Raw genomic sequence first — 25,547 nt, forward strand, 5'->3', positions numbered from 1 at the left:
CAGTGAATATTAAAAATGTTACCCAGTTAAGCATAAAAGAGCTTTGGAGCCTATGGCGCGACCCCGCCATGCTTATTCTTATTGTGTATGTGTTTACGGTTAATATTTACACCGCGGCCACGGCGGTGCCTGAGTCGTTGCACAATGCGCCCATCGCCTTTGTTGATCACGACAAATCGCAATTATCGAATAGAATTATCGATGCTTTCGTGCCGCCTTATTTTCTTCCTCCACAGCTAATTGAATACAGCGAGGTGAATGAGTACCTCGACACCGGCAAATTCACCTTTGTGGTGACCATTCCACCAAACTTTGAAAAACTCACCCTACAAGGGCAGCAGCCTGATGTTCAGGTGAATGTAGATGCCACCCGTATAAGTCAGGCCTTTACGGGCAATGGTTACATTACTGAAATCATCACAGAGGAAGTCAGCGCCTATTTGCAGGGCTATAAAACTGACACCACCTACCCGGTACAGCTAGTGATGCGGGCGCGGTTTAACCCTGCGTTAGAAAGCTTTTGGTTTGGTTCGGTGATGGAGTTAATTAACGCGGTGACCATGATTGCCATTATTTTATCTGGCGCGGCGCTAATTCGGGAAAAAGAGCGAGGAACCATTGAACACCTGCTTGCTATGCCAGTATCAGACAGCGAAATTATGCTATCGAAAATTGCCGCCACCGGCCTTGTGGTGTGGGCGGTTACCTTGATGTCGGTGTATGGGGTAATACAAGGGGCGTTAGGGGTGCCCATTAACGGCAATGTGTGGCTGTTTATGGTGGCAGTGGCGCTTCAACTTTTTGCCATTTCCAGTATGGGTATTTTTATGGCCACCATTGCCCGTTCAATGCCCCAGTTTGGCCTGTTGCTTATATTGGTGCTCTTACCCTTACAGCTGTTGTCGGGGGGCACCACAGCCCGAGAAAGCATGCCAGCATTCATCCAAAATATTATGTTGCTTACACCGAACACTCACTTTGTTATGGCTTCTCAAGGTGTGCTGTATCGAGGTGCAGGTATCAGCGTTATTTACCCTCAACTGCTTGCGCTTTTGGCGATTGGCTGCGTGTTTTACTTTGTTGCCTTAAAGCGCTTTAAAAGCACAATTGGCAGTATGGCGTAACGGCAGAGAGGCTTGTGCTTTCGCTTTAAAATAAAATCCTTACCGCCAAGATGTTAATAGTAATAATTATCATTTGAATTTTGTTTTCTTTGATTTATACTGCGTGCGAAAAATAAATCATCACGCTACACAACAACTAAAATCTGAGAAAACCATGAAACTAACTCGTTTATTTGCGTTATCGCCACTTGCGCTGGCGCTATCAGTACAAGCACAAACACCGCAAAACGATACACCAGAAGTTGACGAAGCCGACATCGAAACTGTACGTATTGTTGGTGTACGCCAAAACCGCGTTAGCCGAGGTGCCACTGGCTTAACGATGGAAATTAGTGAAACGCCTCAGTCTATTAGTGTTGTTTCAGAAGATCTTATGCAATCTTTTGGCGCATTTAACATCAACGATGCGCTAAAACTTGCCCCGGGTATCAACGTAGAAGAATGGGAAACTAACCGTACTAACTACACGGCCCGTGGTTTTGAAATTAAGAACACCCAAATTGACGGTGTTGGCTTGCCTAATAACTGGGGTATTGTCACTGGCGCGGTTGAAGCGTACGGCTATGAACAAATTGAGGTCATTCGTGGTGCCAACGGCCTATTAACCGGGGTGGGCAATTCATCGGGTACTATTAACTATGTTCGTAAACGCCCTAAAAATGAAGAGGGTGGCGATATTGGCGTAAGCATAGGTTCATACAACTTTATGCGTGCGCAAGGTGATTACTCTGTGCTGCTAACCGAAGACGGCCGTTGGGCTGCGCGTGTAGTGGGCAGTATTGAAGACAAAGAATCACACATTGATGGCCTAGAAAACGACCGTTCATTCTTTTACGGCGTAGTAGACGGCCAACTTACCGACAACGCAACCGTAACCTTTGGTTTGTCTTATCAAGATGCCAACACCGACGGCAACACGTGGGGCGGCCTTGTCTTTAATTACAGTGATGGCACCCAAGCAGAGTGGGACATTAACAACACCACGTCGCAAGAATGGGCCATGTGGGATACGGAAACCACTAACGCGTTTGTTGAATTAGACTATGTATTCAATAACGATTGGCAGTTACTGGTAAGCTATAACTACCGTGACTTTGAAGATCAAAGCAAGTTGTTTTACGCTTCTGGCACCATCGACAAAGAAACCAATTTAGGCCTTAGTGGCTGGCCAGGCAGATACGATACTGAGCGTGATGCGCACCTGGTGGAAAGCCGTTTGTTTGGTAACTTCAACCTGTTTGGCCGCGAGCATGAATTTAACTTAGGTGTTAGCCATGCCACCAGTGATGATGACTCTATTGTTCATCCTTTTGACTACGCCACTACTGTGGCTTATGGCCCAACGCCAGCGTTCCCGTACGCGCTTGATGCCATTGAAGAGCCTGATTGGCAAGACCCTGTGGTTTACTCTCAAATTTCGCAAGATCTTACCCGTTACTTTGGTTCTGCAAAGCTGTCAGTAACCGACGACTTGTTTATTATTGCTGGCTTCAACGCCATTGATTTCAAGCGAAGTGGTGTGAACAATACCGTGGATATTGATAATAGCGAAAGCGAATTTAGCCCTTACTTAGGGGCCACCTATTCGGTAAGCGACACTGTGAACGCATACGTAAGCTACTCAGATGTTTATCAGCCCCAAGAACAGTACGACATTACGGGCCAGTATTTGGCACCTACCAAGGGTAAAAACTTTGAAACTGGGTTAAAAGCTCAGTGGTTTGATGACGCCCTATTAACTACCGTGGCTTACTTTACGGCCGAGCAAGATAACTTGGCATCGTATGCGGGTACTAACCCTGAAACCGCTCAGTTTTATTATGAAGGTGTATCGGTTGAGTCGAGTGGTTTCGAGTTTGAAATGGTGGGTCAAGTTACAGACGCGCTTCGTGTACAAGCGGCTTACACCATGATTGATGTGGAAGACGAAGATGGCGCAGACGCTAATGAATGGGCTGCTCGCGACGTTGTTACCTTCCAAGTAGGCTATACCGTACCTGCTGCCCCTGAATTTGAAGTAGGTGTTGGCGGTAAATGGCAATCTGAAGTGAGCAATACCACCTACAATGTTACACAAGGTGCGTATTTCTTAGGTAATCTATATGCCTCGCAAGCGGTAACTGAAGACTTCACCTTGCGTTTGAACATTAATAATATTTTCGATAAGAAATATATCAACAGCCTTCACACAGTGGGTTACTACGGTGCGGGTATTAATGCTCAACTTAGCGCATCATATACGTTCTAATTCGCTAAATTTACGCCTGTAAAATCAATAAGGGAGCCCAACAGCGGCTCCCTTTTTTGTGTTCTTTCCTGTTCATCTCAGTGCCTCTCATAATAAACCATATTATTCTAAAGTAGGATTTAATGTTTGCTTTAATGGTGATAAAAATTTCTCTTACTCGATTTATGAGAAATATTATTCCAATAAACGCAGATGAGTAGATTATTTATCTTGTTTTGAAGGTAAATCTACTCACCCCACACCCATTACAAATCTACAACAATAAAAACCACTTGAAGCCAGGTTCTTGAAGGAGAAACACATTGAAAACTACACATGCCTCTAAGGGCAGAAAACTTAATCGAATAACCTCTGCAATTATGGCGAGTTCGCTGCCATTTTTAGCGGCAATGTCGGCACCTACATTCGCGCAAGAAGCGGAAGAAAGGGCGGAGAACGTTGAAAATATTATTGTTACCGGTACGCGTATGAGCAACCGCTCTGCGGCCGATTCACCGGTACCTGTTGATGTTATTACTGGTGAAGAGTTCCGTTCGAACTCGTCGTCAGACGTACAAGACATGTTACGTACCAACGTGCCGTCTTTCGATGTAAACACCCAGCCAATCAGTGATGCCGCTACCATTGTACGCCCTGCTAACATGCGTGGGTTATCACCAGATAACGTACTGGTTTTGGTTAACGGAAAACGTCGTCACCGTGGCTCTATCATTTCATTCTTGGGCGGCGGTATTTCAGACGGTGCGCAAGGTGTAGATATTTCAGCTATTCCTTCATTGGCGCTTAAGCAAGTAGAAGTATTGCGTGACGGTGCATCGTCACAGTACGGTTCAGATGCCATTGCCGGCGTACTAAACTTTTTACTACGTGATAACGACGAAGGTTTTGAGTTCCGTGCGAATTACGGGTCTACCTATGAAGGCGATGGCGACAACTATACCATTTCTGCCAATGCAGGTTTCTCGTTAGGCGACAAAGGCTTTGTCAACGTCACCGGTGAAATTCGTGATGTTGAAGGTACTGTGCGCTCGGTGGTTCGCGATGATGTGGCGGGCATGGTGGACGCGGGTTATATCACGCAGTCTGATTTTTCTACCATTAATACCTATACCAATGAAGTACCACAATACTGGGGCCAGCCAGACGTTGAAGATGATTACAAAGTTTTCATTAACTCAGGTTACGAGCTAAGTGATAAAGCCGAGCTGTATTTATTCGGTAACTACGGCAAGCGCACAGTAACGGGCGGTTTCTTTTACCGTAACCCAGTTACCGAAGGCAGCCAGCGTGGCAATGTTTATAGGGGCCCAACGGTGGACCCACTTACTGGCTTAGAAGATGAAGATGGCGTGCACTCAATATTGGTGGGTGACCTAGATGGCGTTGGCGTAGGTGGCAGTTGTATTGATGGTATCCCTATCGGTGGTGAAGGCAACGTTACCCCAGACCCAACATTGCTCGCACAAGTGGCCGCCGACGATAACTGTTTCTCGTTTATTGAAACCATTCCTGAAGGTTTTGTACCACGTTTTGGTGGTGATAACGAAGACATGGCGTTTACCGTAGGTGTTCGTGGCGATTTAGATATTGGTACTGGCCTTGGCTACGACGTAAGTGCACAGCGTGGCTCAAACCGCACCGATTTCTTTATTAAGAACACTATTAATGCGTCTTTAGGCCCTGATACACCGCGCGACTTTGTGCCCGGCGGCCAAGAGCAAACCGAAACGCTAGTTAACCTTAACTTTGTGTACGGTGTAGATGTAGGCTTAGTGTCAGATCTTAACGTGGCATTTGGTGCTGAATATCGTAAAGAAGAGTTCGACCTGTTCGCCGGTGATGAAGCGTCTTATGCACTAGGCCCGCTGGCTAGCCAAGGTTTCTCGTCAAGCTCCAACGGCTTTGGTGGTTTCCCTAGTTCAACCAGTGCGTCTCAAGATAGCACGGCGTTCTATGTAGATTTAGAAGCCGATGTAACAGACGAACTTACGCTACAAGCCGCGGTGCGCCGTGAAGATTTTAGTGAGTTTGGCGACACCACAGATTTTAAAATTGCGGGTATCTATCATGTCAGCGACGACTTCCGTCTTCGTGGTGCCTATTCAACGGGGTTCCACGCACCAACGGCAGGGCAAGCTAACATTACCAACGTTACCACACAAAACGTAAACGGCGTGTTGATTGACCAAGGTACACTGCCTTTGTCATCAGCGGCGGGTCAACTTGCAGCTGACTTCATTGAAAGCCAAGGCAATGGCCGCCCAGACTTGGGGCCAGAAGAAGCGGTTAACTTCTCGTTTGGTTTCTCTGTAGATGTTGCTGACATGAGCTGGACAGTAGACTTCTATAATATTGAGCTAGAAAACCGTGTGGCATTAGGTGCAAACGTAGACTTCCTTGATGCGCTTAACTTCGCTGGAGGCGGTACAGATTACGCTACTGTGTCTGAAGCGTTAACAGAGCTAGACGCCTCTGGCATTATCGACCGTTCAAACTATATTGGTTTAGACGACTTGTCTCAATTTAGATTCTTCTCGAACAGCTTTGATACCACTACCCGTGGTGTTGATATAGTGGGTAACTACAGCTTCGACTTATGGGAAGGTAACTCTCGTTTAACCTTGGCAGCTAACTACAACGAAACAGAAGTTGATGATGTTGGTACGCTGAACCCTATTGACGACGATCGTGTGTCTGCCATTGAAGATTTACTGCCAAACTTGCGAGGTAATATCTCATGGACCCACACTCAAGGTCAGCTGCGTACTCTGGTACGAGCCAACTACTATGGCGGTTGGGACGACACAGGTAATGGTGTTGCAGACATCGACCCCGCTATTCTTATCGACGTTGAAGCCGTGTATTCCTACACTGAAAACCTCGATCTTGTGGTGGGTGTCAACAACCTGTTCGACGAATACCCTGAAGAAAACCCTGATGCAGGTAGCTTAGGCCAGCTTTACTCTGAGTCTAGTCCGTTTGGTTTTAACGGGGGTATGTGGTACGTGCAGGCACGTTACACTTACTAAGCTATAATCAGCGGCCTTGATAACAAGGCCGTTGTGTACAATGCAAATGCAATCAATAACAAGGCCGCTAATTAGCGTAATGCCGATCAGTTAAGAAATAATTTAACGATCGGTTGACCGATCTTTTTAACGGTTCAAAATCCGATATCAGGTTCTGATATCGGATTTTTTATGCGTTTTGAAAGCGAATTAGCGAATGTTTTTAAGTCTTCAGACAATTTTCACACCTTTGAAAAATATGCGGAGCTTCTTTCTCCAGAGCTTATTAAGCAAGGCTTCGAACAAGCAGGTGTCGCTACTATTCGTAAACGAAGGCTGCCTTTAGAAACAGTACTCTGGTCAATTGTTGGCATGGCACTGTATCGGCAAGAATCTGTCTGGAATATCGCGACGCAGATGGACATCATGCTGCCAGATAAAAAGGCTTTAGTTGCACCAAGCGCAATGGTTCAAGCTAGGCAACGATTAGGAGAAGATGCAGTGCGAGAAGTGTTTCGTTTGATGGCAAAAAATAGCTATGAGTCTACGCGGTTTGAGCGTTGGGCGGGACTCAATTTACTTGCTGTGGATGGTGTCGTTTGGCGAACCGCCGATACACCAGAAAATCATAAGGTGTTTGAAACGCAAAGTAATCAGCATAGTGAAAATATTTACCCCCAAATCCGTATGGTCTGTCATATGGAGATTACTAGCCATCAGCTTATAAATAGCGCTTTTGCAGGCTATCGTACCAATGAAATGAAGTTGGCAGAGGAGCTAGTAGAAACAACCCCTGACCATTCTTTAACACTATTCGATAAAGGGTACTACTCGCTTGGCTTACTAAACCGTTGGCACCAAGCTGGTGAGCAAAGGCATTGGATGATACCTGCTAGAAAAGACCTTCGATACGAAGTGATAAGCAGCTTTAGTAAGCAAGACAAGCATATACGCCTAGCGTGCACGCCTCAGGCAAGAAAGAAGTTCGAAGATTTACCTGAATTTATAGAAGCTAGATTAGTAACCAAAACTATTAAAGGAAAAACGTATAGGATGTTGTCATCAATGGTGGACCCATTGCGTTTTCCTAGCGACGAGATGGTAGAGTTGTATCGATATCGCTGGGAGATTGAACTGGGTTATCGCGAGATGAAGCAGTCACTACTGAACAATGAGTATACGCTGAGAAGTAAACGCCCAGACATGATAAGGCAAGAGTTATGGGGCGTTCTATTATGTTACAACTTAATCAGACAAGGTATGACTGCGGCGGCGAATAAACTAGGCGGTGTATTACCGAATCAACTCAGCTTTACAAGTTGCGCTATGGCCATTACGCACTTCTTCGTTACTGTATCTCTGAGTAGCCCGGGGAACATACCAAAAATATACAATGCTTTACTTACTCAGATGGGATACTGCTTACTTCCGCCGAGGCGCGAGGACAGGTGTTATCCAAGATGGGTTAAGCCAAAACCCAAGAAATATCCTCTCAAAAAGAAAAAATGCCAGTCAGCTTAACTGACTGGCATTACGCTAATTAGCGGCCTTGTTGTTTCTACGTTAAGTCAGGTTTACTGGTACTTTTTAAGCTCTAATCGCGACACCATGCCCTTGTGCACTTCGTCAGGGCCATCGGCCAACCTCAGTGCTCTTGCGCCGGCGGCAAAACGCGCCAGTGGGAAGTCGCTGCACATACCCGCGCCACCGTGAATTTGTAACGCCATGTCTACCACGTTTTGCAGCATATTCGGCACCACTACTTTAATGGCAGATATTTCTGTCATGGCATGTTTAACGCCTAGGTTATCTATCTTCCATGCGGCATGAAGGGTTAATAACCGCGCTTGTTCAATCGCCATGCGCGCGTCGGCAACCCGTTCTAAATTTCCGCCTAGTCGAATAATGGGCTTACCAAAGGCTACCCGTTCGTGGCCTCGCCGTAGGGCAAGTTCAAGGGCTTTCTCTGCCATGCCAATTGCACGCATACAGTGGTGAATGCGGCCGGGGCCAAGTCGGCCTTGTGCAATGGCAAAGCCTTTGCCTAACCCCATCACTAGGTTGTCTTTGCTTACGCGCACATTGTCAAAGTGCATTTCGCCGTGCCCATACGGTGCGTCGTAATCACCATAGGCGTCTAGCATTCGCTTAATGGTTATTCCTGGTGTGTCTAGCGGCACAATCACCATGCTATGGCGGCTGTGTTTGTCGTTCTCTGGGTTAGATAAACCCATGAAAATAGTGATGTCAGCATTGGGATGGCCTAACCCGGTAGACCACCATTTCTTACCGTTAATCACAACATCGTCGCCATCTTCAATAATAGTGGCTGCCATGTTAGTGGCGTCAGATGACGCAACATCAGGCTCAGTCATACCAAACACCGAGCGAATTTCTCCGGCCAGCAACGGCTTAAGCCATTTTTCCTTTTGCGCCTCACTGCCAAAATGGTAAAGCACTTCCATATTGCCGGTATCAGGTGCGTTACAATTAAATATTTCAGGCGCAAATAGGTACTTGCCCATACGTTCTGCCATGGGAGCGTATTCTAAGGTGGTAAGGCCCTGACCTAGCGTGGCGTCGGGCAAGAACAGGTTAGCCAAACCGGCGTCACGGGCCTTCGCTTTTAAGGCTTCTGTGCCAGGGTGAAGCTTCCAACGCGTCCAATCACCGTGATTATTTTCTTTGTGGTGAAAATCGTAAACTTCATCTTCAATCGGCGCTATATGCTCAGCAATAAAGTTATCTAGCTTTTCTAGTAAGGCTTTTGTTTTGTCGTTATGCGAAAAGTCCATAGCTACTCCCCATGTTGTCGCTAAGGTTGATATTCACGAGCATAGAGAAAACAAGGTAGTGAATGAAATGAAATATAGTCCCACGAAATTGTGAATTTCATTCATAGTATGATTTACTGGTTATGGTTGACTCGGTAACGTCTACTGAGAGTACCGCTGATGAAGGCATAGCTATGAGTGAGAGCAGGCAGTTTGAAAAACTAGACTTAAACCTACTGAAAGTGTTTGAGGCACTTTGGTTGCAGCGCAATATGACCCGCGCGGCAGAAGTGCTGTTTATTACGCCCTCGGCGGTGAGTCACGCCATGCGCCGCTTTCGTGAACTGTTGGGCGACCCGCTATTTGTACGGGAAAAACAAAGCATGTTGCCTACCGCAGCTTGCGAACGCTTAGCCCCAGATATTTTACATGCTTTAGGCCAAATACGTGGTGCGTTGGGGCAGTTTTCACATTTTGACCCCAAACAAAGTCATCAGCGTTTTGTGATTGCTATGCAAGAGTCGTTAGAGCTCAGCGTACTGCCGCTTTTACTAGAAACGCTGGAGCGAGAAGCACCTTTTGTTGAGGTTGTAAGTACTCGCTTACAACGAGACTCTCTATTTGCTGACCTCGCCAACCGCCACCTTCATTTAGCCATTGATATTGGTCGCGCGGTGTCTTCGCCTATTGCTCATTGCCTATTACGACAAGACAACTACCGGGTGCTAATGAATAAAGCGAATCCATTGGTGCGCACGCTTACGGCGCAACAATATTTAGCGGCGCGCCATATTACGGTGTCGAACCGTGCAAAAGGGGCATCGGTGGAGGAGGTGGCATTGCAACAACTCGGGGTGAATAGGCCGTCTATATGGCGATGCCAAAACTACCGCGCGGCGGCGGAGGTGGTGGCCAACACCCATGCCATACTTACCTTACCTGGCACCATTGCCAGTGCGGTTTCAGGCAACCAACTTACCTCTGTGGCATTGCCCTTTTCGTTACCCGCCCTTGAAACTCACCTATATTGGCATAGCCAACAGGAAGGAGAGCCAGGCTTAATGTGGTTGAAGTCGCTCATGTTGCAGTTGTTCGCGGAATCTGGTCTAACCAGCTGAACTTTGGTAGTATAACATTCTGCTAACATTTGGGTGCATTATGAGATTACATACGCTATCGGGCTATATTCAACACATTTACTTGGCAGAGCACGACGATGGGTTACTGCTTTTAGATGGATGCAGCCGCGCCGATGTGAATGCCGTATGTGATTACATTACTCACACGCTACAGCGCCCACTTACGCAACTTAAGCTTATTGTGGTGACGCATATGCACCCTGATCATGCGGGTGGGGCTATGCTATTACGCAAGAAAACCGGCGCAAAGGTGGCTGCCCATCCAAAGGCGGCTAACTGGTACAAAGGTGTGGCTGGGCGAACGGCGCACGGTATCGACTTGCTATTAACGTGGTGGGTGGCCGGTCGCATTGGTAAGCGTAAAATGCCTATTTGGTATAATCCAGTTTTAGCACCGGATATCATCTTAAATGACAAAGACACGCTGCCGTATTTTAACCAGTGGCAGGTGCTATATACCCCAGGTCATACCGATCATGATTTATCGGTGGTGCATGTACCGACTAAGCAAGCGTATATTGCCGACGTGCTAGTGAAGGTTAAGGGAGAATTGGTACCGCCGTATCCGTTATGCCACCCCAACCAGTACCGAGAAAGTTTGAAAAAGCTGGCGCAGTCATATATTGAAACATTTTTTTGTGCTCACGTGCCGCCAACCCCGCGCCGGGATATTAACTTTGAGCATGTTATTTTGAATGCACCTCGCAAGCCAAAGAATCATTGGCATTCCAGCAAAAACCGAATAAAGAAAAAGCTATTCGGGCTTACCCAAGAACATTAATCCCTACGTTGTCTTTCGTTATCCCTTCATGGCACTGCCCTTGCTTTTAGCGTACAAGTAACCACATTTATTAATACCTATACTGGTAAACCGGTTAGCGGCTTGTATAAGCCCTTTTAATGGTTTTGCATCTTGCTTCACTGTAGAAAACGGTGGCGCTGCAGGCGTTGTGCGAGATCGCCACCTAGGCTAATCGAAGAATAACAAAGGATATCTCTTACCATTATGCAGAAGAATATCGCTGCCCTGTTAGACAAAACCTTAGCTGCTGCGTCGCTAACTGGCGACAAATTGGCAGACGTTTTTAGCAAGGAAACCCACCGTTTTACGATTACGGGGTTAAGCCGTAGCGGTAAGTCTATGCTGTTCACCAGTTTAATCACTATGCTAAAAAGCCGTAGTGAAGAGGGCTATGCCTGCTTGCCTTTGCTACGTTATTTACCGCCTTCTCAAGTGCTGGATATGCGGGTGGAGCCATTAGACGGGTATAAAGCGTTCCCTCATCAGGAAAATGTGGCTGCGTTAGCGCAAGGGCAGTGGCCTTCAGCCACTGAAGAAGCATATGGTTTTAAGCTGGTGGTGAGGCTAAAGCAAACGGCCACGTTTAAAAAACACCTGCTGCCTCATACCGATGTGGTGTTTGAGTTTATTGACTATCCAGGGGAGTGGATTACCGACATTCCTATGTTAAGCAAAACCTATGCGCAATGGTCAGACTCTACGTGGGCGCAATTAAGTAGTGGCCCACAACAGTACTATGCAGAAACGTGGAGGCAGGTGATTAATCAATTCGATTTTGAACAGCCGCCTACTGCCGCCAATATTCACGCTTTGGTTCACGCCTACAGAAACTATTTAATTTACGCCAAGCGCGAGGGGATATCGCTATTGCAGCCGGGCAGTTTTTTACTCGACTCAAGCGACTTTAACTGGCAGGAGTTTGGTTTTACGCCCTTGCCGTCTAGTATTACCAGCGATGTGTCGCACCCTTGGTATCAGGCGTTTAACAAGCACTTTTGTGCTTTTCAAAACAACTGGCTAACGCCCTTGAAGCAATCCATTTTTAAAGAAACAGATAAACAAATTATTTTGGTGGATTTGTTTGAAGGCCTAAATCACAGTCGACAGCATTTATATCAGCTAAAAGAAACCTTAAGCCATTTGGCCGATACCTTTGTGTACGGACAAAGCAATTGGTTCTCGCGCAAGGTGTTGAAGAGCGAACAAATTGGCAAAGTGGCCTTTGTGGCCACGAAAGCCGACCTTATTCCTGTCAGTCAGCGTGAAAATTTACTTAATTTGCTACATCAGGTTAGTGAAGGTGCGCGAGCCAAGTTTAAGGATAAACCCATTGAGTTTGAACACTTTTTGGTGTCAGCCATGCAAATAACCGATGAGGGAAGTTCCGCGCAAGCAATACGCTACACAGACAGCAATGGTCGCTACGTGGAGTCAAGCTTTGAGCCTATTCCTGCTACCTTAAAAGACATGGAGGAAGGGGCTCATTTCCCTGTTCCTTCTGCACAAGTACCAAACGATTACAAAGCCAGAATACTGGCAGGCAAAGGTGTCGATCGTTTGCTTCAATTTTTACTGGGCAAAGGAGAATAATGATGGATAAGTCAGCGTCATCTGCCGATGATGAAAAGGCGCCCACAACCACCTCTACACGCTACCGTTCTAAGGTGACAACGCAAACCCTCGACATTCAGCCACCTGAAACAAAACTGCCCGTGCAAGTAGAGCAAGATGCATGGCAGGTTGACGTGGAAAAAGAAGGTATTTCTTTTGGCGTAACAACATTGGTGTTCGGCGTACTTTCAGTATTGGGTTTCTTTGTTTTTGATGCCTACACCACGTTATCTGCCAATATGGCGGAACACCCCATTGGCACGGGGGTTTTAGGTGTGTTACTGGCGGGCTTTGTGGTGAGTTTTAGTTATTTAAGCTTAAGAGAGTGGCGGGGGTATAAACAAGTGAATACCGCCATGAATGATGCTCAGAATATACGTACCTTGTTGCAAGAAAAGCGCGACCCACTAAAACGCAGCGAGATGCGCGTGAAACAGGTAAATGGTGTGTTGAATGAACATGGAAAGCGCTTTTCCAGAGGGTCTTATGCCGCCCAGTGTTTTATGCGCTATCAGCAAACGGTGCAAGACGACATGAGCGCAGCGGAATTGCTTGGGCTATACGAAGATACTGTGCTTGCGCCGGTACAAGAAAAGGCCCATAAGGTACTCAACAAAGAGTCGATTACGGCGGGTAGCCTTGCATTTATTAGCCCAAACAACCTTATTCAAACCTTTGCTGTGGTGTGGATAAGCTTTCGTACTATAAGACGCATGGCACGCGTTTATGGGTTACGCCCGAGTACGGCAGGCAACTGGAAGCTGCTAAAAGTACTGGCGCAAAACATTGCAGCTCAGGGGGTATTCGATTTAGCTACCGATGAAGTGGCCAATCAAATTGGCGGCAGTTTGTCGGCTAAGTTTATGGAAAACTCTGCCGAAGCCATCGCTGCGGGCGCCTTAAACGCACGGCTAGGGCGAGCGTTAATTAAGCTGCTTAAATAAGCGAGGCTCGGTGAGCAGCATCAGAGCAAAAGGCGCGAATTACAGCGCCTTTTTTGTGGGCATAATAACGTTGGCAAAAATGAGCCCAGCCACTAGCGACATAAAAATCAGAAACACTTCCTGCCCTAGGTGATCGGCCTGTACAAAGTCTTGCCCGGTCATAAAAGAATTTAAACCAATGTAGGTTTTCGACCCCGGTACTAACACAATAAGCCCGTGCATGGCCACAATAGTGGCCGGCTGATTCGCAATGCGCGTAAATGCATTAGCAAATAAGCCAAGAGCGAATGCGCCCACGAAAGCCCCTAAACCTTGGCTCATATAATCTGCACTCCAGGCCGTGGCGCTGTAGGCAATAAATGCTGCCGCTAACGCCCAAGGAATATGCTTTACCCGAGTTCTAAATATGGCAACAAGTGCAATACACAGCAGCAGTACCGATAGCCACGTAGCCCAGTAAGGTAAAGATTCCGCAGGGGTATATATGTTTTCGCCAAACACACTAAACCCTGCAGTTACCCCTAGAAACGCACCAAAGTAAAGTTTAAACAGCTGCATGACTGCGTCCATCGTGCGAGCGGTACCCGATACCATGTTGCGAGAAGACAACTCCGCTAACCCCATCGTTAGGGCAAGGCCGGGTACAAACACAATCACTGAAGACAGTACCACCAAGGGGATATTAATTCCCGGGTCTACATAGCTTCCAATTGCACAGGCCAGTAGCCCGGCAATAAACGCGGTCATAGGCTCAAGCATTAAATTAATACGCTTTGAGCGCTGAGACCATAACGTCCAAACATAGGCCAGTAGGCCAAATGCGCTAGACCAGCCAATTTCCGACCAACTCGCCCCCATCAACATGGCAAATGCCCCTGTTGCCATACCGTAGGCAATACCGGTAGGCAGCTTGCCATATAAGCTGCCCATGGCGTCAATTTCATCTAATTTATCATTAGCTTCGCTAAGGGAGAGTTCGCCTTTAAGTACCAAGCTGGCCAACTCGTCGGTAAGAGACAAAGCATTCATGTCTAGTTCACCAGGCATCAAGCGCGCAGCATGGTTGTATTCATCTTCGTGCTTGTCGCTCCAGATAACAATCGTTAACGAGGTTGGCGTAGATATGAAGGAGGCATGTACCCCAAGATAAGTGGCAATTTCAGTGAGGTAGGCCTCTAGCCGAAACGCAGGCGTACCGTATTTGTGCAGCATTTTGCCAAGCTTAACAATGAATTTTCGAATTTGGATAAATTCAATGGTATCCAACGCAGTTCCTTAACCGATATTGTAGAAGTGAATATCATAAGATAAACGCCAGCAAAGTCGGCGTTATTTCATCGTCTCTGCTGGCTAAATTTTGCGCGGATTGTACGGCTGCTTAAGGTTTAAAGCAAAATAAATTTTCTCTAATTTAGTATTAGAAAATGTAATGCGATATTAGCCCGTTAATCAGGTTGCCCTGGGTGTCAATAACGGGCACTTTTGGCGGTCCAGGGACAGGAATATACGGGGCTGTTTTTAACCGGCAGTGAAGGGCATCCAGTCTTTCCATACGGGCTCTAGGCCTTGTTGTTGAATAGCTGACACCACCATACTTACGGGCCTGCTATCGTCAATGTCGAACTGATTGAGTGCGGTTGAAGGTTGGGTATAGCCTCCGGGTTGGGTTTGCGAGGCAGCCGACATGGAGGTAACACCTAGCGTCATGGCTCCATCTCTAAATGCTGCCGACTCACGGGTAGATAGAGACAACTCTACGTGTGGGTTAAATAGTCGGTGAGCGCAAATAAGCTGCAATAACTGCTTTTCATTGGGTAAGGTGGATTGACTGGCTTGAGTATTATGGCTATTGCCTTCGCATTGGCGAAGCCGAGGAAACGAAATAGACACGCGACTACGCCAGTAATGCTGTTGCAAGAGTTGGCCATGCAGCGCTGTCATTACACTGTCTACGCGCCAGTCGCCCAACCCCAATAATGCACCTATTCCAATTTTATCAATGCCGGCTCGACCTATACGATCAGTGGCTTCTAAGCGCCATAAAAAGTCCTGTTTCTTGCCGCGAGTATGGTAGCGTGCATAGTGCTGCGGTGAGTAGGTTTCTTGATAAACCAAGACAGCATCTAGCCCTAAGCATTTCAGACGCTGATAATCAGACTGCTTTAATGGTTGCACTTCCATCATTAAATAGCTTATTTCAGCGCGTATGGCCTGCAGCGTTTGTTCAAAATAGGGCATGCCCACTTTCGTTTCGTGTTCGCCGGTGACCAATAGCAGTTGGCTAAACCCCATGCCTTTTATGGCTTGAATCTCTTGTTGTGTTTCAGCAAGGCTTAACGTTGTGCGCTTAATTTTGTTGCTCATGGTAAAACCACAATAGCTACATTCGTTGGCACACAAATTCGACAAATACAGGGGCACAAAAAGCTGCATGGTATTCCCAAAGCGATGCCGCGTTAACTGTTGAGACTGGGCCGCCATTTCCTCTAAATAAGGGGCGGCCGCAGGCGAAACCAGCGCCATGAAGTCATCGAGGGTTCGTGAGTGGCTTGCCATTGCGCGCTCTACATCGTGAGCGGTTTTGCTGTGCAATTGAAGCGCAATATGAGACAAGTCCTCTTTTAATAATGCTTGTGCTACGCCCATTAAGATGGCTCCAAAAAAGCGGTTAGGGGGCTTGAAGCTTGGGCGTTAGAGTAGGTTTTTCCCAATCCGGCTTCGTAGGCATTGCGCCCTGTTTCAACTGCGCTGGCAAACGCACGAGCCATAGCCGGGGGGTTATGTGCGGTGGCAATGGCGGTATTCACCAGAACGGCGTCAACGCCCATCTCCATGGCTGCCATGGCCTCACTTGGCTTACCTATGCCGGCGTCTACAATAACGGGGACATTGGCTTGCTCTACAATAATGCGTAAAAATGGCGCTGTTTGAAGCCCTTGGTTACTGCCAATGGGCGCGCCCAACGGCATAACTGCAGCACAGCCAACTTCCTCTAGTCGTTTACACAGCACGGGGTCAGCGCCGCAATAGGGCAGAACGTGGAAGCCTTTTTTCACCAATCGCTCGGCGGCAAGTAAGGTTTCAATGGGATCAGGCAGTAAGTAGCGCTGATCCGGGTGAATTTCTAGTTTTACCCACGGGCTGCCTAATGATTCGTAGGCTAGCTCTGCGGCAAATACTGCTTCGTCTGCATTTTTTGCCCCTGAGGTATTGGGCAATAAGGTGACATTGAGCGTTTGTAATTGAGAAAGTGTCTCGTCATGTTCAGTGCTTTCTGTCAGCCGCTTCATGGCCAGTGTAACCATAGCGCTGCCGCTTTGCGCAATGCTTTCTTTCATCACTTCTGGGCGGCTGAATTTGCCCGAACCGGTTAACAGGCGTGACGAAAATACCTGATTTGCTAACGTTAGCATCTTAACCTCCTGCTACAAGGGTGAAAATATCCAGCGTGTCACCATGGTTTAAATAGGTGGCCGACCACTGAGATTTACTCACAATATTGTTGTTACGAGCGACTGCCGTGCCCTTCTTTTCCAGCTGCTTGAGGGCCAAAAGTTCAGCAATAGAAATGGGCGACACACAATGTTGAGGTTGCTGGTTAACGTTGACGGTAATTTGTGTCATTGGCATATCTCGCATTGGGGTGATGGAGGAAGGTGAAAACTCTGCATGGTGGCCTGAACGGCGTCACTGACGAGGTATTTTCCCCATTGAATGTTGGGGTTTTGGGCGTTGGCTAAATACATCAGCACTTGGGTGGCTTGATGGCACGCGGCCATGCCAACCACAGGGCCTAAAATACCTTTAGTCATGCAGGTTTCTGGTATCGACATTTGCTCAACTAAGCAGGCGTAGCAACCGCTGTTTTGGGGCTTGCCAGCAATATTAATGGCTTGCCACGAGCAGCCGCTGGCTGCCGCAATAAACAGGGGCACATGGTTTTTTACGCATGCGGCATTAATCTGCTTTCGGGTCATGATGTTGTCGGTGCAATCTAGCACACAGGTGGCCTGCGCCATCATAGCCGCTAGGTTTTTACTGTCGGCAAACAGGCATTTTACGTTTAGGTTCACGGCAGCATTAACTTTGCTTAGTTCGCCCTGTAGAGCGTTGGCCTTTAACTCGCCCAAATGCATTTCGTTGTAGGCAATCTGGCGCTGCAAATTGCTTATTTCTACTGTGTCTCCGTCCACTAAGGTAATGCTGCCCGCTTGTGAGCCGACTCCAGCCCCGACGAGATAGTGCGCCGCTAAGCAGCCTAAGCCGCCAAGGCCAATTATCACTACGTGGGCATCAGCCAAATTTTGCTGGCCTTCTTCGTTTATTTCAGACAAAAGCAATTGCCTGCTATAGCGAGCAATGTCTTCTCTACTTAACAAAGCCCGCCTCCTCAGCCAGTGCATGAAAACTGGCAATAGGGTTGTCAGCCTGCGTAATGGCTGTGACCACAGCAATGCTGTTAACGCCGGTATTCGCCACGGCGTTTACCCGAGATAAATTAATCCCGCCAATGGCCACGGTAGGAATGTCATCATATAAGTCCAAGTATTGTTGTAGCCGTGTTATGCCTTGGGGTTGAGAGGGCATATCTTTGGTGGCGGTGGGGAAAATATGACCCAAAGCAATGTACGACGGCTTTAGCATTTTTACCCGCTGCAGTTCGGCAAAGCCGTGAGTCGACACCCCTAACCGCAACCCGGCCGTTTTAATGGCCTGCAAATCGGCGGTGGCTAAATCTTCTTGCCCTAAGTGCACGCCGTACGCTCCATGCTTTATAGCCAGTTGCCAAAAATCGTTGATGAATAGCTGGCACTTTGTGCCTTTGGTAAGGGCGACGGCAGCCTTAATTTGCTGCGAAATATTCGCCATATGCTGATCGAGGTTTTTTTTCTCGGGGCTAAGTTTTATACGCAATTGAATAATACGCACGCCCGTGGGTAACAGCTTGGCTATCCAGTCAACGTGGTCTACTACCGGGTAAATACCCAAGTTTGTTTCGCTAAGTGGCGCAAACCCAGTGTTGTCTTGCCATTTTACGGGGTCGTTAGGGGCAAAAAACACCTGAGGAAAGGCAGATTGTTGGGCAGGAAACCCCACGGGCTTGGCGAAATAAGCGTCTGACCTTGCTGAGTCTAGCGTGGCTTCATTACTAAGGCCATGGTCACGTAAGGCTGTGCGCACTTGCATAACATAAGCATTAGCGAGAGTTAGGGCATCGTCAATGGCGTAGCCTTTCACAATAAAGGCCGCAAGAGCAGACGCTTGCATGCAACCGGTTCCACGCAGCCGACTCACCTCGGAAGGGGCGGATTGGTGCGCCCGTGGCTGGCTAAATTCATATTCTATGGTGTTGGTTTTGAAGGTGTCTATGGCGTCGCTCTGCCATGTGGCGTGGCCGCCTTTAGCGAGCACAGCGTTTGCACCTAACGCTAATAGAGCCGCTATAGCGTCTCGCTTGCTTTGGTTGTCACTTATGGGCATACCAGTTAATGCTGATAATTCGTCGATATTGGGGGTGACAACATCAACCACCTTTAAAAGCAGTTGTACCACGGGGGTAGAAAGCTGGGTAAGCTTTCCGCCTGATGTTGAGCACAGAACGGGGTCCCATACAATGAATGGTTTAGGCTTATTTAAGCTGTCTATGCGCGCGCACAGCACTAGCGCTTGCTCGTCATTGGCAATGGCGCTTATTTTGATGGCGCGGGGAGGCAGCTCATTTTCAAGTAAAAGCCATTGTTCGTTGATGACAGAAGGGCTAACAATGTGACTGTCCAACATGCGGGTATTCGATTGCACGGTAATTTGCGTGGTGATTACGCAGGCATGCAGGTGTAAGTCTGCCAGTGTGAGGGCGTCGCGGGTGACACCCGCGCCCCCACTAGAATCAATACCGCCAATGCACCAAATTACGGGCTGGGTCATGGCATCTCCACTTTACTGTCAGCACTGTGGTATAGCTGTGCGCCAGTTTGATTAAAGGCATCAGCCATCTCTTTCATGCCTTGTGCTTTGTCTTGTTCTGCTTGTTTGGCAACATCGCGTACTTCTTGAGAAATTTTCATGCTGCAAAATTTAGGGCCACACATAGAGCAAAAGTGAGCCACTTTCCCAGAAGCCTGTGGTAGGGTTTCGTCGTGATAGGCGCGGGCAGTATGTGGGTCAAGGGCAAGGTTAAACTGGTCTTCCCATCTAAATTCAAACCGCGCTTTCGACATGGCGTTGTCTCGAATTTGCGCGCCTGGGTGGCCTTTGGCTAAATCAGCAGCATGGGCGGCAATTTTATAGGTAATCAACCCCTGCTTAACGTCTTCTTTGTTAGGAAGCCCCAAATGCTCTTTTGGCGTTACGTAGCACAACATGGCGCAGCCATACCAACCAATCATGGCGGCACCTATGCCAGAAGTGAAGTGATCGTAGCCTGGTGCAATGTCTGTAGTTAATGGGCCTAGGGTATAAAAGGGCGCTTCATGACAATGTGCAAGCTGCTCTTCCATATTGGCTTTTATCATGTGCATAGGCACATGACCTGGGCCTTCAATCATGACTTGAACATCGTATTCCCAAGCAATTTTGGTTAACGCCCCAAGGGTACGTAGTTCTGAAAATTGCGCCTCGTCGTTTGCATCAGCCACACTGCCTGGGCGTAGGCCATCGCCTAGAGACAGGGCAACATCGTATTGTGCACAAATTTGGCAGATGTCCCTGAAGTGTTCGTACAAGAAGCTTTGTTTATGGTGACTTAAGCACCACTTGGCCATAATAGACCCCCCTCGAGAAACAATGCCTGTCACCCGCTTTGCGGTAAGAGGGACGTATTCTAATAACACGCCTGCGTGAATGGTAAAGTAGTCTACGCCTTGCTCGGCTTGCTCAATAAGGGTGTCTTTAAACATTTCCCACGTGAGATCTTCCGCCACGCCGTTCACTTTTTCTAGCGCCTGATAAATGGGCACTGTCCCCAAGGGCACTGGGCTATTTCTTAACAACCATTCCCGAGTTTCATGAATATTTCTGCCGGTGGATAAATCCATAATGGTATCGGCGCCCCAGCGAGTAGACCAAACCAGCTTTTCCACTTCTTCTTCAATGGATGAAGTCACCGCCGAATTACCGATATTGGCATTAATTTTCACCAAGAAATTGCGTCCAATTATCATGGGTTCTAGTTCAGAGTGATTGATATTACAGGGGATAATCGCTCGCCCTGCTGCCACTTCTTGTCGAACGAATTCTGGCGTTATAGTGGTTGGAATGTTGGCGCCAAAGCTCTCGCCCCCATGTTGCTGAGTTAACGCTTCATCTTGAACGGCCTGCCTGCCCATGTTTTCGCGAATAGCAATGTATTCCATTTCTGGGGTGATTATGCCCTGACGAGCGTAGTGTAGCTGAGTGACGTTTTTACCCGGTTTGGCTTTTTTGGGCTTGGCCGCGCGAACAAAGCGAAAATCTTCGGTGAAAATATCTTGTTCCCGCGCTTTAGCGAATGCAGAGGTCACGCCGCTAAGCTCGACAGTGTCGTCTCGGCTGTCGATCCAATTTTTACGCAGAGGCGCTAAACCCTTGTGAACATCAATGGCGCTTTGCGGGTCGCCATAAGGGCCTGACGTATCGTAAACCGGAATGGGCGGGTTGGGTTCAAATAAGGGGTTTTCTTCTGTTCCGCCTACCAAACTGTCGTGCTGATGAATCAGTCGCATGGCTACTTTGATGTCATCTGAAGAGCCCACTTGGTAGTGGCGGGTAGAATTTGGGTACGCCTCTCCGGCGAGTTCATTAATAAATTGTTGCGCTTGCTGGCGCTGTTCGCGTCGTGTCGACATAGCATTTTGGCCTTAATGTTTTAGGTTTAAAAATGCTTGTCAGGAGTGAAGGAGAATAGGGCATATCACGTTAAGGTGTTGAAGAAACCTATGTGATAAACCGCCATTTTACGGTAGCGCTAGTGCAAAAATGGACACAAGCATACGTAAATGGCAGAGCCTATTTTCTTGTTCCCTTCGCAGGTATTAGCCTGATCAGGTTCAACGGATCCCGCTTTCGCGGTCTCAGCTTACTGGGGTTCCAGTGAAGCACTCCGACAAGTAACTGTTTTTTACTATATATCCATAATCAACCCATTGGCAATGGTTTAAATTATGAATTCTGCTTTAGATGAATATCACACCTTAAAAATTACGTCTAACTGTAATGCCGTAAGTACGTGGTTTGGCGTAAGACATTTGGGTTGTACCGTAGAAACCTGATACATCGAAACCAATAATTTCATGATCAGAATCTGTAAGGTTATTCACATAAGCCGCCACGCTCCATAATCCTTGCGTATCTTCCCACGTAACCCGCGCATCTGCTTTGAAGTGGCTTTCAATCGTATGGGCGGTAAAGTTTCGCGCATTATGGAATGATTCTGACTGGTAAGAGCCACTGGCTTGTGCTGCAATTGAGCCGCTATCTAGTGACCAAGTGTAGCGAATGAGTGCCGAACCTTGCCATTCTGGCGTGTAAGGCGGTGTAGTATCTACGAAGATACCAGATGCCACTTCTAAGTCTTCCACCACCGCATCGGTATAAGAAGCGCCTAACATAATATCTAATGCATCAACGGGGTTGAGTAGTATTTCTACTTCCGCTCCTGTGAAGTGCGCCTGTTCGTTAAATACAACGCCAGCATTGTTCACCCAAGAAAACGATTGGTAATCTTCGTAATCATAGTAAAACACGCTACTGTTAACCTGTGCTTTACCGTCCATCAAGGTCAACTTGGCACCTGCTTCGTAGGCCAGCAGAACTTCGGGGTCGTAAGTACTAAACGCACCGCCTAATGGCGCATTAAAGTTGCCAGCTTTTACGCCTCGGTTCACACCGGCATACAACAAGGTATCTTCATTTGGCTTGTAATCGAGTTGCAGTTTAGCCGACCACATAAATTTGTCGTTTTCTAAGGCAACGTCAACCAAGGGAGTGGCAGTGTCATCCACTTCAATAACCCGGTCGTCCAGGTTGGCATTTTGAACAAGCTGGCCGTCGAGTGACTTGTTTTCTTGCACTAATCGCAGGCCTGCTACTAGCACCAGGTCGTCGTCCAAATCGTAATCTATTTGGCCAAATACCGAGTATGAATCTGTAGCGATATCGGCCAGCGTGTTTTGCTCTTCGCCCGCTAAGTAGCCCCCGGTTGGGCTTGCCGCCAAGCCTTGTAGGTACTCGGTATCAATGTTTAGGTAATAAAACCCCGCTACCCATTTCATGTTCATGGTGCTGCCATTTAAGCGAAGTTCTTCACTAAACTGGGTAATGTCACCGTCGGATTGGAATATCAGTTCAGGAGAAGCGGTTTGGTCCGAATCTAGCCCTATTACGCGGGTAAAGTTTTTCCAATCTGTCACTGAGGTGAAGGTAAATGCATCAAACTCGTAGTCGTAGGTGGCGGCTAACCCTTTTGATTCAATTTTGTTTTGATCGTCAAAAGCAAAGTCTTTATTAACTAATTCACCGCTGCCATCTGGGTCGATATTACCGTTAAAGTCGCCCCCTTGCACTGGACGGTAAGGGTCGCCATTAAAATTACCGTCTACACAAACGCCGGCTTGTATGGCGTCACAACCTAGCGGGTCATCGGCCGCATAAATAACGTCAACCACGTTGCCAGCCGCGTCTTTCACTTCTGTGGTATTAATCACCTGATACGGGCCTTCACTTTTTGTGGAGTCGGCCCAATTGGCACTTAAAAGCAGATTGGCGTTATTTCCTAAATCGAAATTAAGTTGACCACGAACGGCTTTGGTATCGTCATTGTAGCCGTCTTCGCCGCCACCTTCTGTGCCTGCTCGGGTGTCGGGTTCAGCGCCGTCTTCATAAATATTTTCAAGGATATTGCCCATTTTATTGGCCATCACAGAGATACGGCCAGTCACATTTTCGTTGAGCGAGCCAGAAAATGCGCCTTCAAAACGTTTTTGCTCAAAACTGGCGAACGTTACCTCAGCGTAACCTTCCGTTTCTTCTGTTGGTTTTGCAGTTATGGTGTTAACCATGCCGCCTGTTGCGTTACGCCCAAACAGGGTGCCTTGTGGGCCCTTTAGTATTTCAACTCGGCTAATGTCGAACAAACCAAAGGTTTGTGCCTGAGTACTGGCTAGGTAGCCGCCATCCACATACACCGCCACTGGCGCTTCGGCGATATCTGCATAGTCGTTTTGCACCACACCACGTATGTTAAAAATGGCACGCTGACCGCCAATATCACCCGCAAGCGATACCCCTGGGGTAAAGGCGATTAAGTCGGTGCTGCTTTCAAATCCCAACGCGTCCATTTGCTCACCGCTAAATGCGGTAACGGCAATACTGACGTCGTTAATGTATTGTTCGCGCTTTTGTGACGTCACGGTGATTTTTTCAAGCACAACCGAATCGGCTGCCAGTGTGTACGAAGAGTGAAGCGCCAACCCTATTGCCGCCGCACAAAGGGTTTTACTCATTTTATGCTTTGGTTTTTCGTGGTACTTGGTCATTGTGTGTTCCCTTTATTGTTTTTTTCTCACTGACTGCTGAGGAGAGGTTTGTAGTGTTAGTTTGTTTAACTTTTGTTCTATTGAAACTAAAGGTGTTTTACCAATGGGTAAATATTCTTGTGTCGAAGTGATGTTTCATATTTATGAAACTTAATACGGCTTACGTGCGTAAATTAACTTTTTGTTAACATTGGGTTTGCGTGATTACCGCGAGGTAAATGGAATGAAGGCTGCTCCCTTTGTGGGCGAGCGCGTAGGCAGCAAGGCAAATCAGCAAGGGGGGAGAAGAGAAATGTGTGGACGTGTGAATGCCATTAAGGCGCAAAAATGCGCCTTAATTAGCGGTTTTAATATGGCCTATCGAAGGTTAGCGAAACGCAGGAATAACTTCGTTACCGTAGCGAGTAATGATGTTTTCTTCGTCGCCGTTATCTAGGTATATATTAAACTGAGTAGTCCCCGCATTTTTGAGGGCTTGAATTTTCGAGATATGATCCTCCGCTTCGCCTAATACACAGAAGCTTTTAACAATGTCTTCGGTAATAAAGTCGAGGTAAGGGTTGTCGCTTTGCCCATGTTTGGAATAGTCGTACCCACGGCGTTGCTCGATGTAATCGGTGAGACTTTTAGGAACTAAGCCTGAGTCGCTACCATATTTTTCAACGATATCGGCAACATGGTTACCTACCATGGCTGGGAACCATTTGGTTTTTTCAATGCAGGTTTCCATATCCCCAAAATAGGCCGGTGCCGCAGCCTGTACTTTGAAGTTGCTCATATCGCGGTCAACTTTATCCCCGGCGGTTTGGCACTGTTGTTGAAACCACTGTACAAGGTCTGGGTCACCAATTTGTAATATTACGCCATCGCCATGTTCGCCGGCGACAGCAAGCGCTTTAGGGCCATACGCGGCTACCCAAACAGGTAATTCGTAGCCGTCTGCCCAAGGGAATTTAACTGGCTTCTCGCATTCCCCGTACATCACCTCTTCACCGCGCACCATGGCTTTTACTTTATGTGTGAATTCGGTAAGGCGAGCAAGGTTAGCAGGCTTTTTGCCCATGACACGCATTGACGAGTCACCACGGCCCAGGCCAATATCAAAGCGGCCATTACTTTGTTTTGCCAAGCTGCCGTATAAACTTGCCGCCACTGACCAGTCGCGTACATTGGGGTTAGTGACGCAGGGGCCAAAGCGCATCTTGGTGGTGTGTTCCATGCACATTGCCATGGCCACAAACGATTCACGCCATAAAATATGGGAATCGTAAAACCAGCAATAATCAAACCCTGCCTCTTCTGCCATTTTAACCAATTTACGTGCGCGATCTGGGCTAACAAAGCCTTTAAACGTAATGCCAAATTCCATTGTAGTTTCCTTCTAAA

The 25,547-nt window shown here is 47.5% G+C and carries 18 protein-coding genes and 1 riboswitch; of the genes, 8 read left to right on the forward strand and 10 right to left on the reverse strand.

The window, feature by feature from the left end; genetic code table 11:
* Positions 1-2 precede the first annotated feature (2 nt).
* The 4 genes from IUA53_RS00430 (at position 3) to IUA53_RS00445 (ending at position 7,901) form a co-directional block, all read left to right on the forward strand.
* On the forward strand, positions 3-1,124 hold the full coding sequence (locus tag IUA53_RS00430) for an ABC transporter permease (RefSeq protein ID WP_196897843.1): 1,122 nt from the start codon (positions 3-5) through the stop codon (positions 1,122-1,124).
* Positions 1,125-1,278: 154 nt separating this feature from the next.
* A complete protein-coding gene (locus tag IUA53_RS00435; RefSeq protein ID WP_196897845.1) occupies positions 1,279-3,372 on the forward strand; it encodes a TonB-dependent siderophore receptor in 2,094 nt (697 codons plus the stop codon).
* Positions 3,373-3,674: 302 nt separating this feature from the next.
* Positions 3,675-6,401 (forward strand): TonB-dependent receptor plug domain-containing protein, encoded by a 2,727-nt coding sequence (locus tag IUA53_RS00440; RefSeq protein ID WP_231401220.1) that lies wholly within the window; start codon positions 3,675-3,677, stop codon positions 6,399-6,401.
* Between the two features lie 171 nt (positions 6,402-6,572).
* The gene (locus tag IUA53_RS00445; RefSeq protein WP_196897847.1) at positions 6,573-7,901 is read left to right on the forward strand and encodes an IS4 family transposase; all 1,329 of its coding nucleotides are present in this window, start codon (positions 6,573-6,575) and stop codon (positions 7,899-7,901) included.
* 53 nt (positions 7,902-7,954) lie between these two features.
* On the opposite strand, the gene IUA53_RS00450 is transcribed toward IUA53_RS00445, so the two are convergent.
* Positions 7,955-9,175 (reverse strand): acyl-CoA dehydrogenase family protein, encoded by a 1,221-nt coding sequence (locus IUA53_RS00450; protein WP_196897849.1) that lies wholly within the window; start codon positions 9,173-9,175, stop codon positions 7,955-7,957.
* 173 nt (positions 9,176-9,348) lie between these two features.
* Here IUA53_RS00450 and IUA53_RS00455 point away from each other — a divergent pair, with 173 nt between their 5' ends.
* From IUA53_RS00455 to IUA53_RS00470, 4 genes are all read left to right on the forward strand, one after another.
* Positions 9,349-10,272 carry a LysR family transcriptional regulator gene (locus tag IUA53_RS00455; RefSeq protein WP_196899378.1) on the forward strand — a complete coding sequence of 308 codons (924 nt, stop codon included), beginning with the start codon at positions 9,349-9,351 and terminating at the stop codon, positions 10,270-10,272.
* Positions 10,273-10,312: 40 nt separating this feature from the next.
* Entirely contained in the window at positions 10,313-11,074 is a 762-nt protein-coding gene (locus IUA53_RS00460; RefSeq protein ID WP_196897851.1) for an MBL fold metallo-hydrolase, read from the forward strand.
* A gap of 225 nt (positions 11,075-11,299) precedes the next feature.
* A complete protein-coding gene (locus IUA53_RS00465; protein WP_044055475.1) occupies positions 11,300-12,685 on the forward strand; it encodes a YcjX family protein in 1,386 nt (461 codons plus the stop codon).
* Positions 12,686-12,687: 2 nt separating this feature from the next.
* The gene (locus IUA53_RS00470; RefSeq protein ID WP_414630850.1) at positions 12,688-13,650 is read left to right on the forward strand and encodes a DUF697 domain-containing protein; all 963 of its coding nucleotides are present in this window, start codon (positions 12,688-12,690) and stop codon (positions 13,648-13,650) included.
* Between the two features lie 39 nt (positions 13,651-13,689).
* Here the strand turns inward: IUA53_RS00470 and IUA53_RS00475 are convergent, their stop codons facing one another.
* The 9 genes from IUA53_RS00475 to IUA53_RS00515 form a co-directional block, all read right to left on the reverse strand.
* Positions 13,690-14,916, reverse strand: coding sequence for a threonine/serine ThrE exporter family protein (locus IUA53_RS00475; RefSeq protein ID WP_044445888.1), 1,227 nt, complete (start codon positions 14,914-14,916; stop codon positions 13,690-13,692).
* Between the two features lie 252 nt (positions 14,917-15,168).
* Positions 15,169-16,296 (reverse strand): 2-iminoacetate synthase ThiH, encoded by a 1,128-nt coding sequence (thiH, locus tag IUA53_RS00480; protein ID WP_196897855.1) that lies wholly within the window; start codon positions 16,294-16,296, stop codon positions 15,169-15,171.
* Positions 16,296-17,063: a thiazole synthase gene (locus tag IUA53_RS00485; protein ID WP_196897857.1), complete on the reverse strand. Its 768-nt coding sequence runs from the start codon at positions 17,061-17,063 to the stop codon at positions 16,296-16,298. Before IUA53_RS00485 ends, thiH begins: the two co-directional genes overlap by 1 nt.
* A 1-nt stretch (position 17,064) precedes the next feature.
* Positions 17,065-17,274 carry a sulfur carrier protein ThiS gene (thiS, locus tag IUA53_RS00490; RefSeq protein ID WP_044055479.1) on the reverse strand — a complete coding sequence of 70 codons (210 nt, stop codon included), beginning with the start codon at positions 17,272-17,274 and terminating at the stop codon, positions 17,065-17,067.
* Entirely contained in the window at positions 17,271-18,029 is a 759-nt protein-coding gene (locus IUA53_RS00495) for a HesA/MoeB/ThiF family protein (RefSeq protein ID WP_231401222.1), read from the reverse strand. The genes thiS and IUA53_RS00495 overlap by 4 nt, the downstream gene beginning before the upstream one ends.
* The gene (gene thiE, locus IUA53_RS00500) at positions 18,019-19,575 is read right to left on the reverse strand and encodes a thiamine phosphate synthase (protein ID WP_196897859.1); all 1,557 of its coding nucleotides are present in this window, start codon (positions 19,573-19,575) and stop codon (positions 18,019-18,021) included. Before thiE ends, IUA53_RS00495 begins: the two co-directional genes overlap by 11 nt.
* Entirely contained in the window at positions 19,572-21,473 is a 1,902-nt protein-coding gene (thiC, locus tag IUA53_RS00505; RefSeq protein WP_196897860.1) for a phosphomethylpyrimidine synthase ThiC, read from the reverse strand. Before thiC ends, thiE begins: the two co-directional genes overlap by 4 nt.
* Before the next feature lie 155 nt (positions 21,474-21,628).
* A riboswitch (TPP riboswitch) is annotated at positions 21,629-21,740 on the reverse strand.
* 78 nt (positions 21,741-21,818) lie between these two features.
* Complete coding sequence (locus tag IUA53_RS00510; RefSeq protein WP_231401223.1) at positions 21,819-24,161, reverse strand: TonB-dependent receptor; 2,343 nt, start codon at positions 24,159-24,161, stop codon at positions 21,819-21,821.
* Between the two features lie 367 nt (positions 24,162-24,528).
* The gene (locus IUA53_RS00515) at positions 24,529-25,530 is read right to left on the reverse strand and encodes a TIGR03842 family LLM class F420-dependent oxidoreductase (RefSeq protein ID WP_044055482.1); all 1,002 of its coding nucleotides are present in this window, start codon (positions 25,528-25,530) and stop codon (positions 24,529-24,531) included.
* Positions 25,531-25,547 lie beyond the last annotated feature (17 nt).

The organism is Alteromonas sp. B31-7 (assembly GCF_015767655.1).
Taxonomy (GTDB): Bacteria; Pseudomonadota; Gammaproteobacteria; order Enterobacterales; family Alteromonadaceae; genus Alteromonas; species Alteromonas australica.

Bases quoted from the DNA above. Each gene is read 5' to 3' on its own strand.
- IUA53_RS00435 (WP_196897845.1), top strand. From the start codon at position 1,279: ATGAAACTAACTCGTTTATTTGCGTTATCGCCACTTGCGCTGGCGCTA.
- IUA53_RS00445 (WP_196897847.1), top strand. From the start codon at position 6,573: ATGCGTTTTGAAAGCGAATTAGCGAATGTTTTTAAGTCTTCAGACAAT.
- IUA53_RS00450 (WP_196897849.1), bottom strand. From the start codon at position 9,175: ATGGACTTTTCGCATAACGACAAAACAAAAGCCTTACTAGAAAAGCTA.
- IUA53_RS00455 (WP_196899378.1), top strand. From the start codon at position 9,349: ATGAGTGAGAGCAGGCAGTTTGAAAAACTAGACTTAAACCTACTGAAA.
- IUA53_RS00460 (WP_196897851.1), top strand. From the start codon at position 10,313: ATGAGATTACATACGCTATCGGGCTATATTCAACACATTTACTTGGCA.
- IUA53_RS00465 (WP_044055475.1), top strand. From the start codon at position 11,300: ATGCAGAAGAATATCGCTGCCCTGTTAGACAAAACCTTAGCTGCTGCG.
- IUA53_RS00470 (WP_414630850.1), top strand. From the start codon at position 12,688: ATGGATAAGTCAGCGTCATCTGCCGATGATGAAAAGGCGCCCACAACC.
- thiH (WP_196897855.1), bottom strand. From the start codon at position 16,296: ATGGGCGTAGCACAAGCATTATTAAAAGAGGACTTGTCTCATATTGCG.
- IUA53_RS00485 (WP_196897857.1), bottom strand. From the start codon at position 17,063: ATGCTAACGTTAGCAAATCAGGTATTTTCGTCACGCCTGTTAACCGGT.
- thiS (WP_044055479.1), bottom strand. From the start codon at position 17,274: ATGACACAAATTACCGTCAACGTTAACCAGCAACCTCAACATTGTGTG.
- thiE (WP_196897859.1), bottom strand. From the start codon at position 19,575: ATGACCCAGCCCGTAATTTGGTGCATTGGCGGTATTGATTCTAGTGGG.
- thiC (WP_196897860.1), bottom strand. From the start codon at position 21,473: ATGTCGACACGACGCGAACAGCGCCAGCAAGCGCAACAATTTATTAAT.
- IUA53_RS00510 (WP_231401223.1), bottom strand. From the start codon at position 24,161: ATGACCAAGTACCACGAAAAACCAAAGCATAAAATGAGTAAAACCCTT.
- IUA53_RS00515 (WP_044055482.1), bottom strand. From the start codon at position 25,530: ATGGAATTTGGCATTACGTTTAAAGGCTTTGTTAGCCCAGATCGCGCA.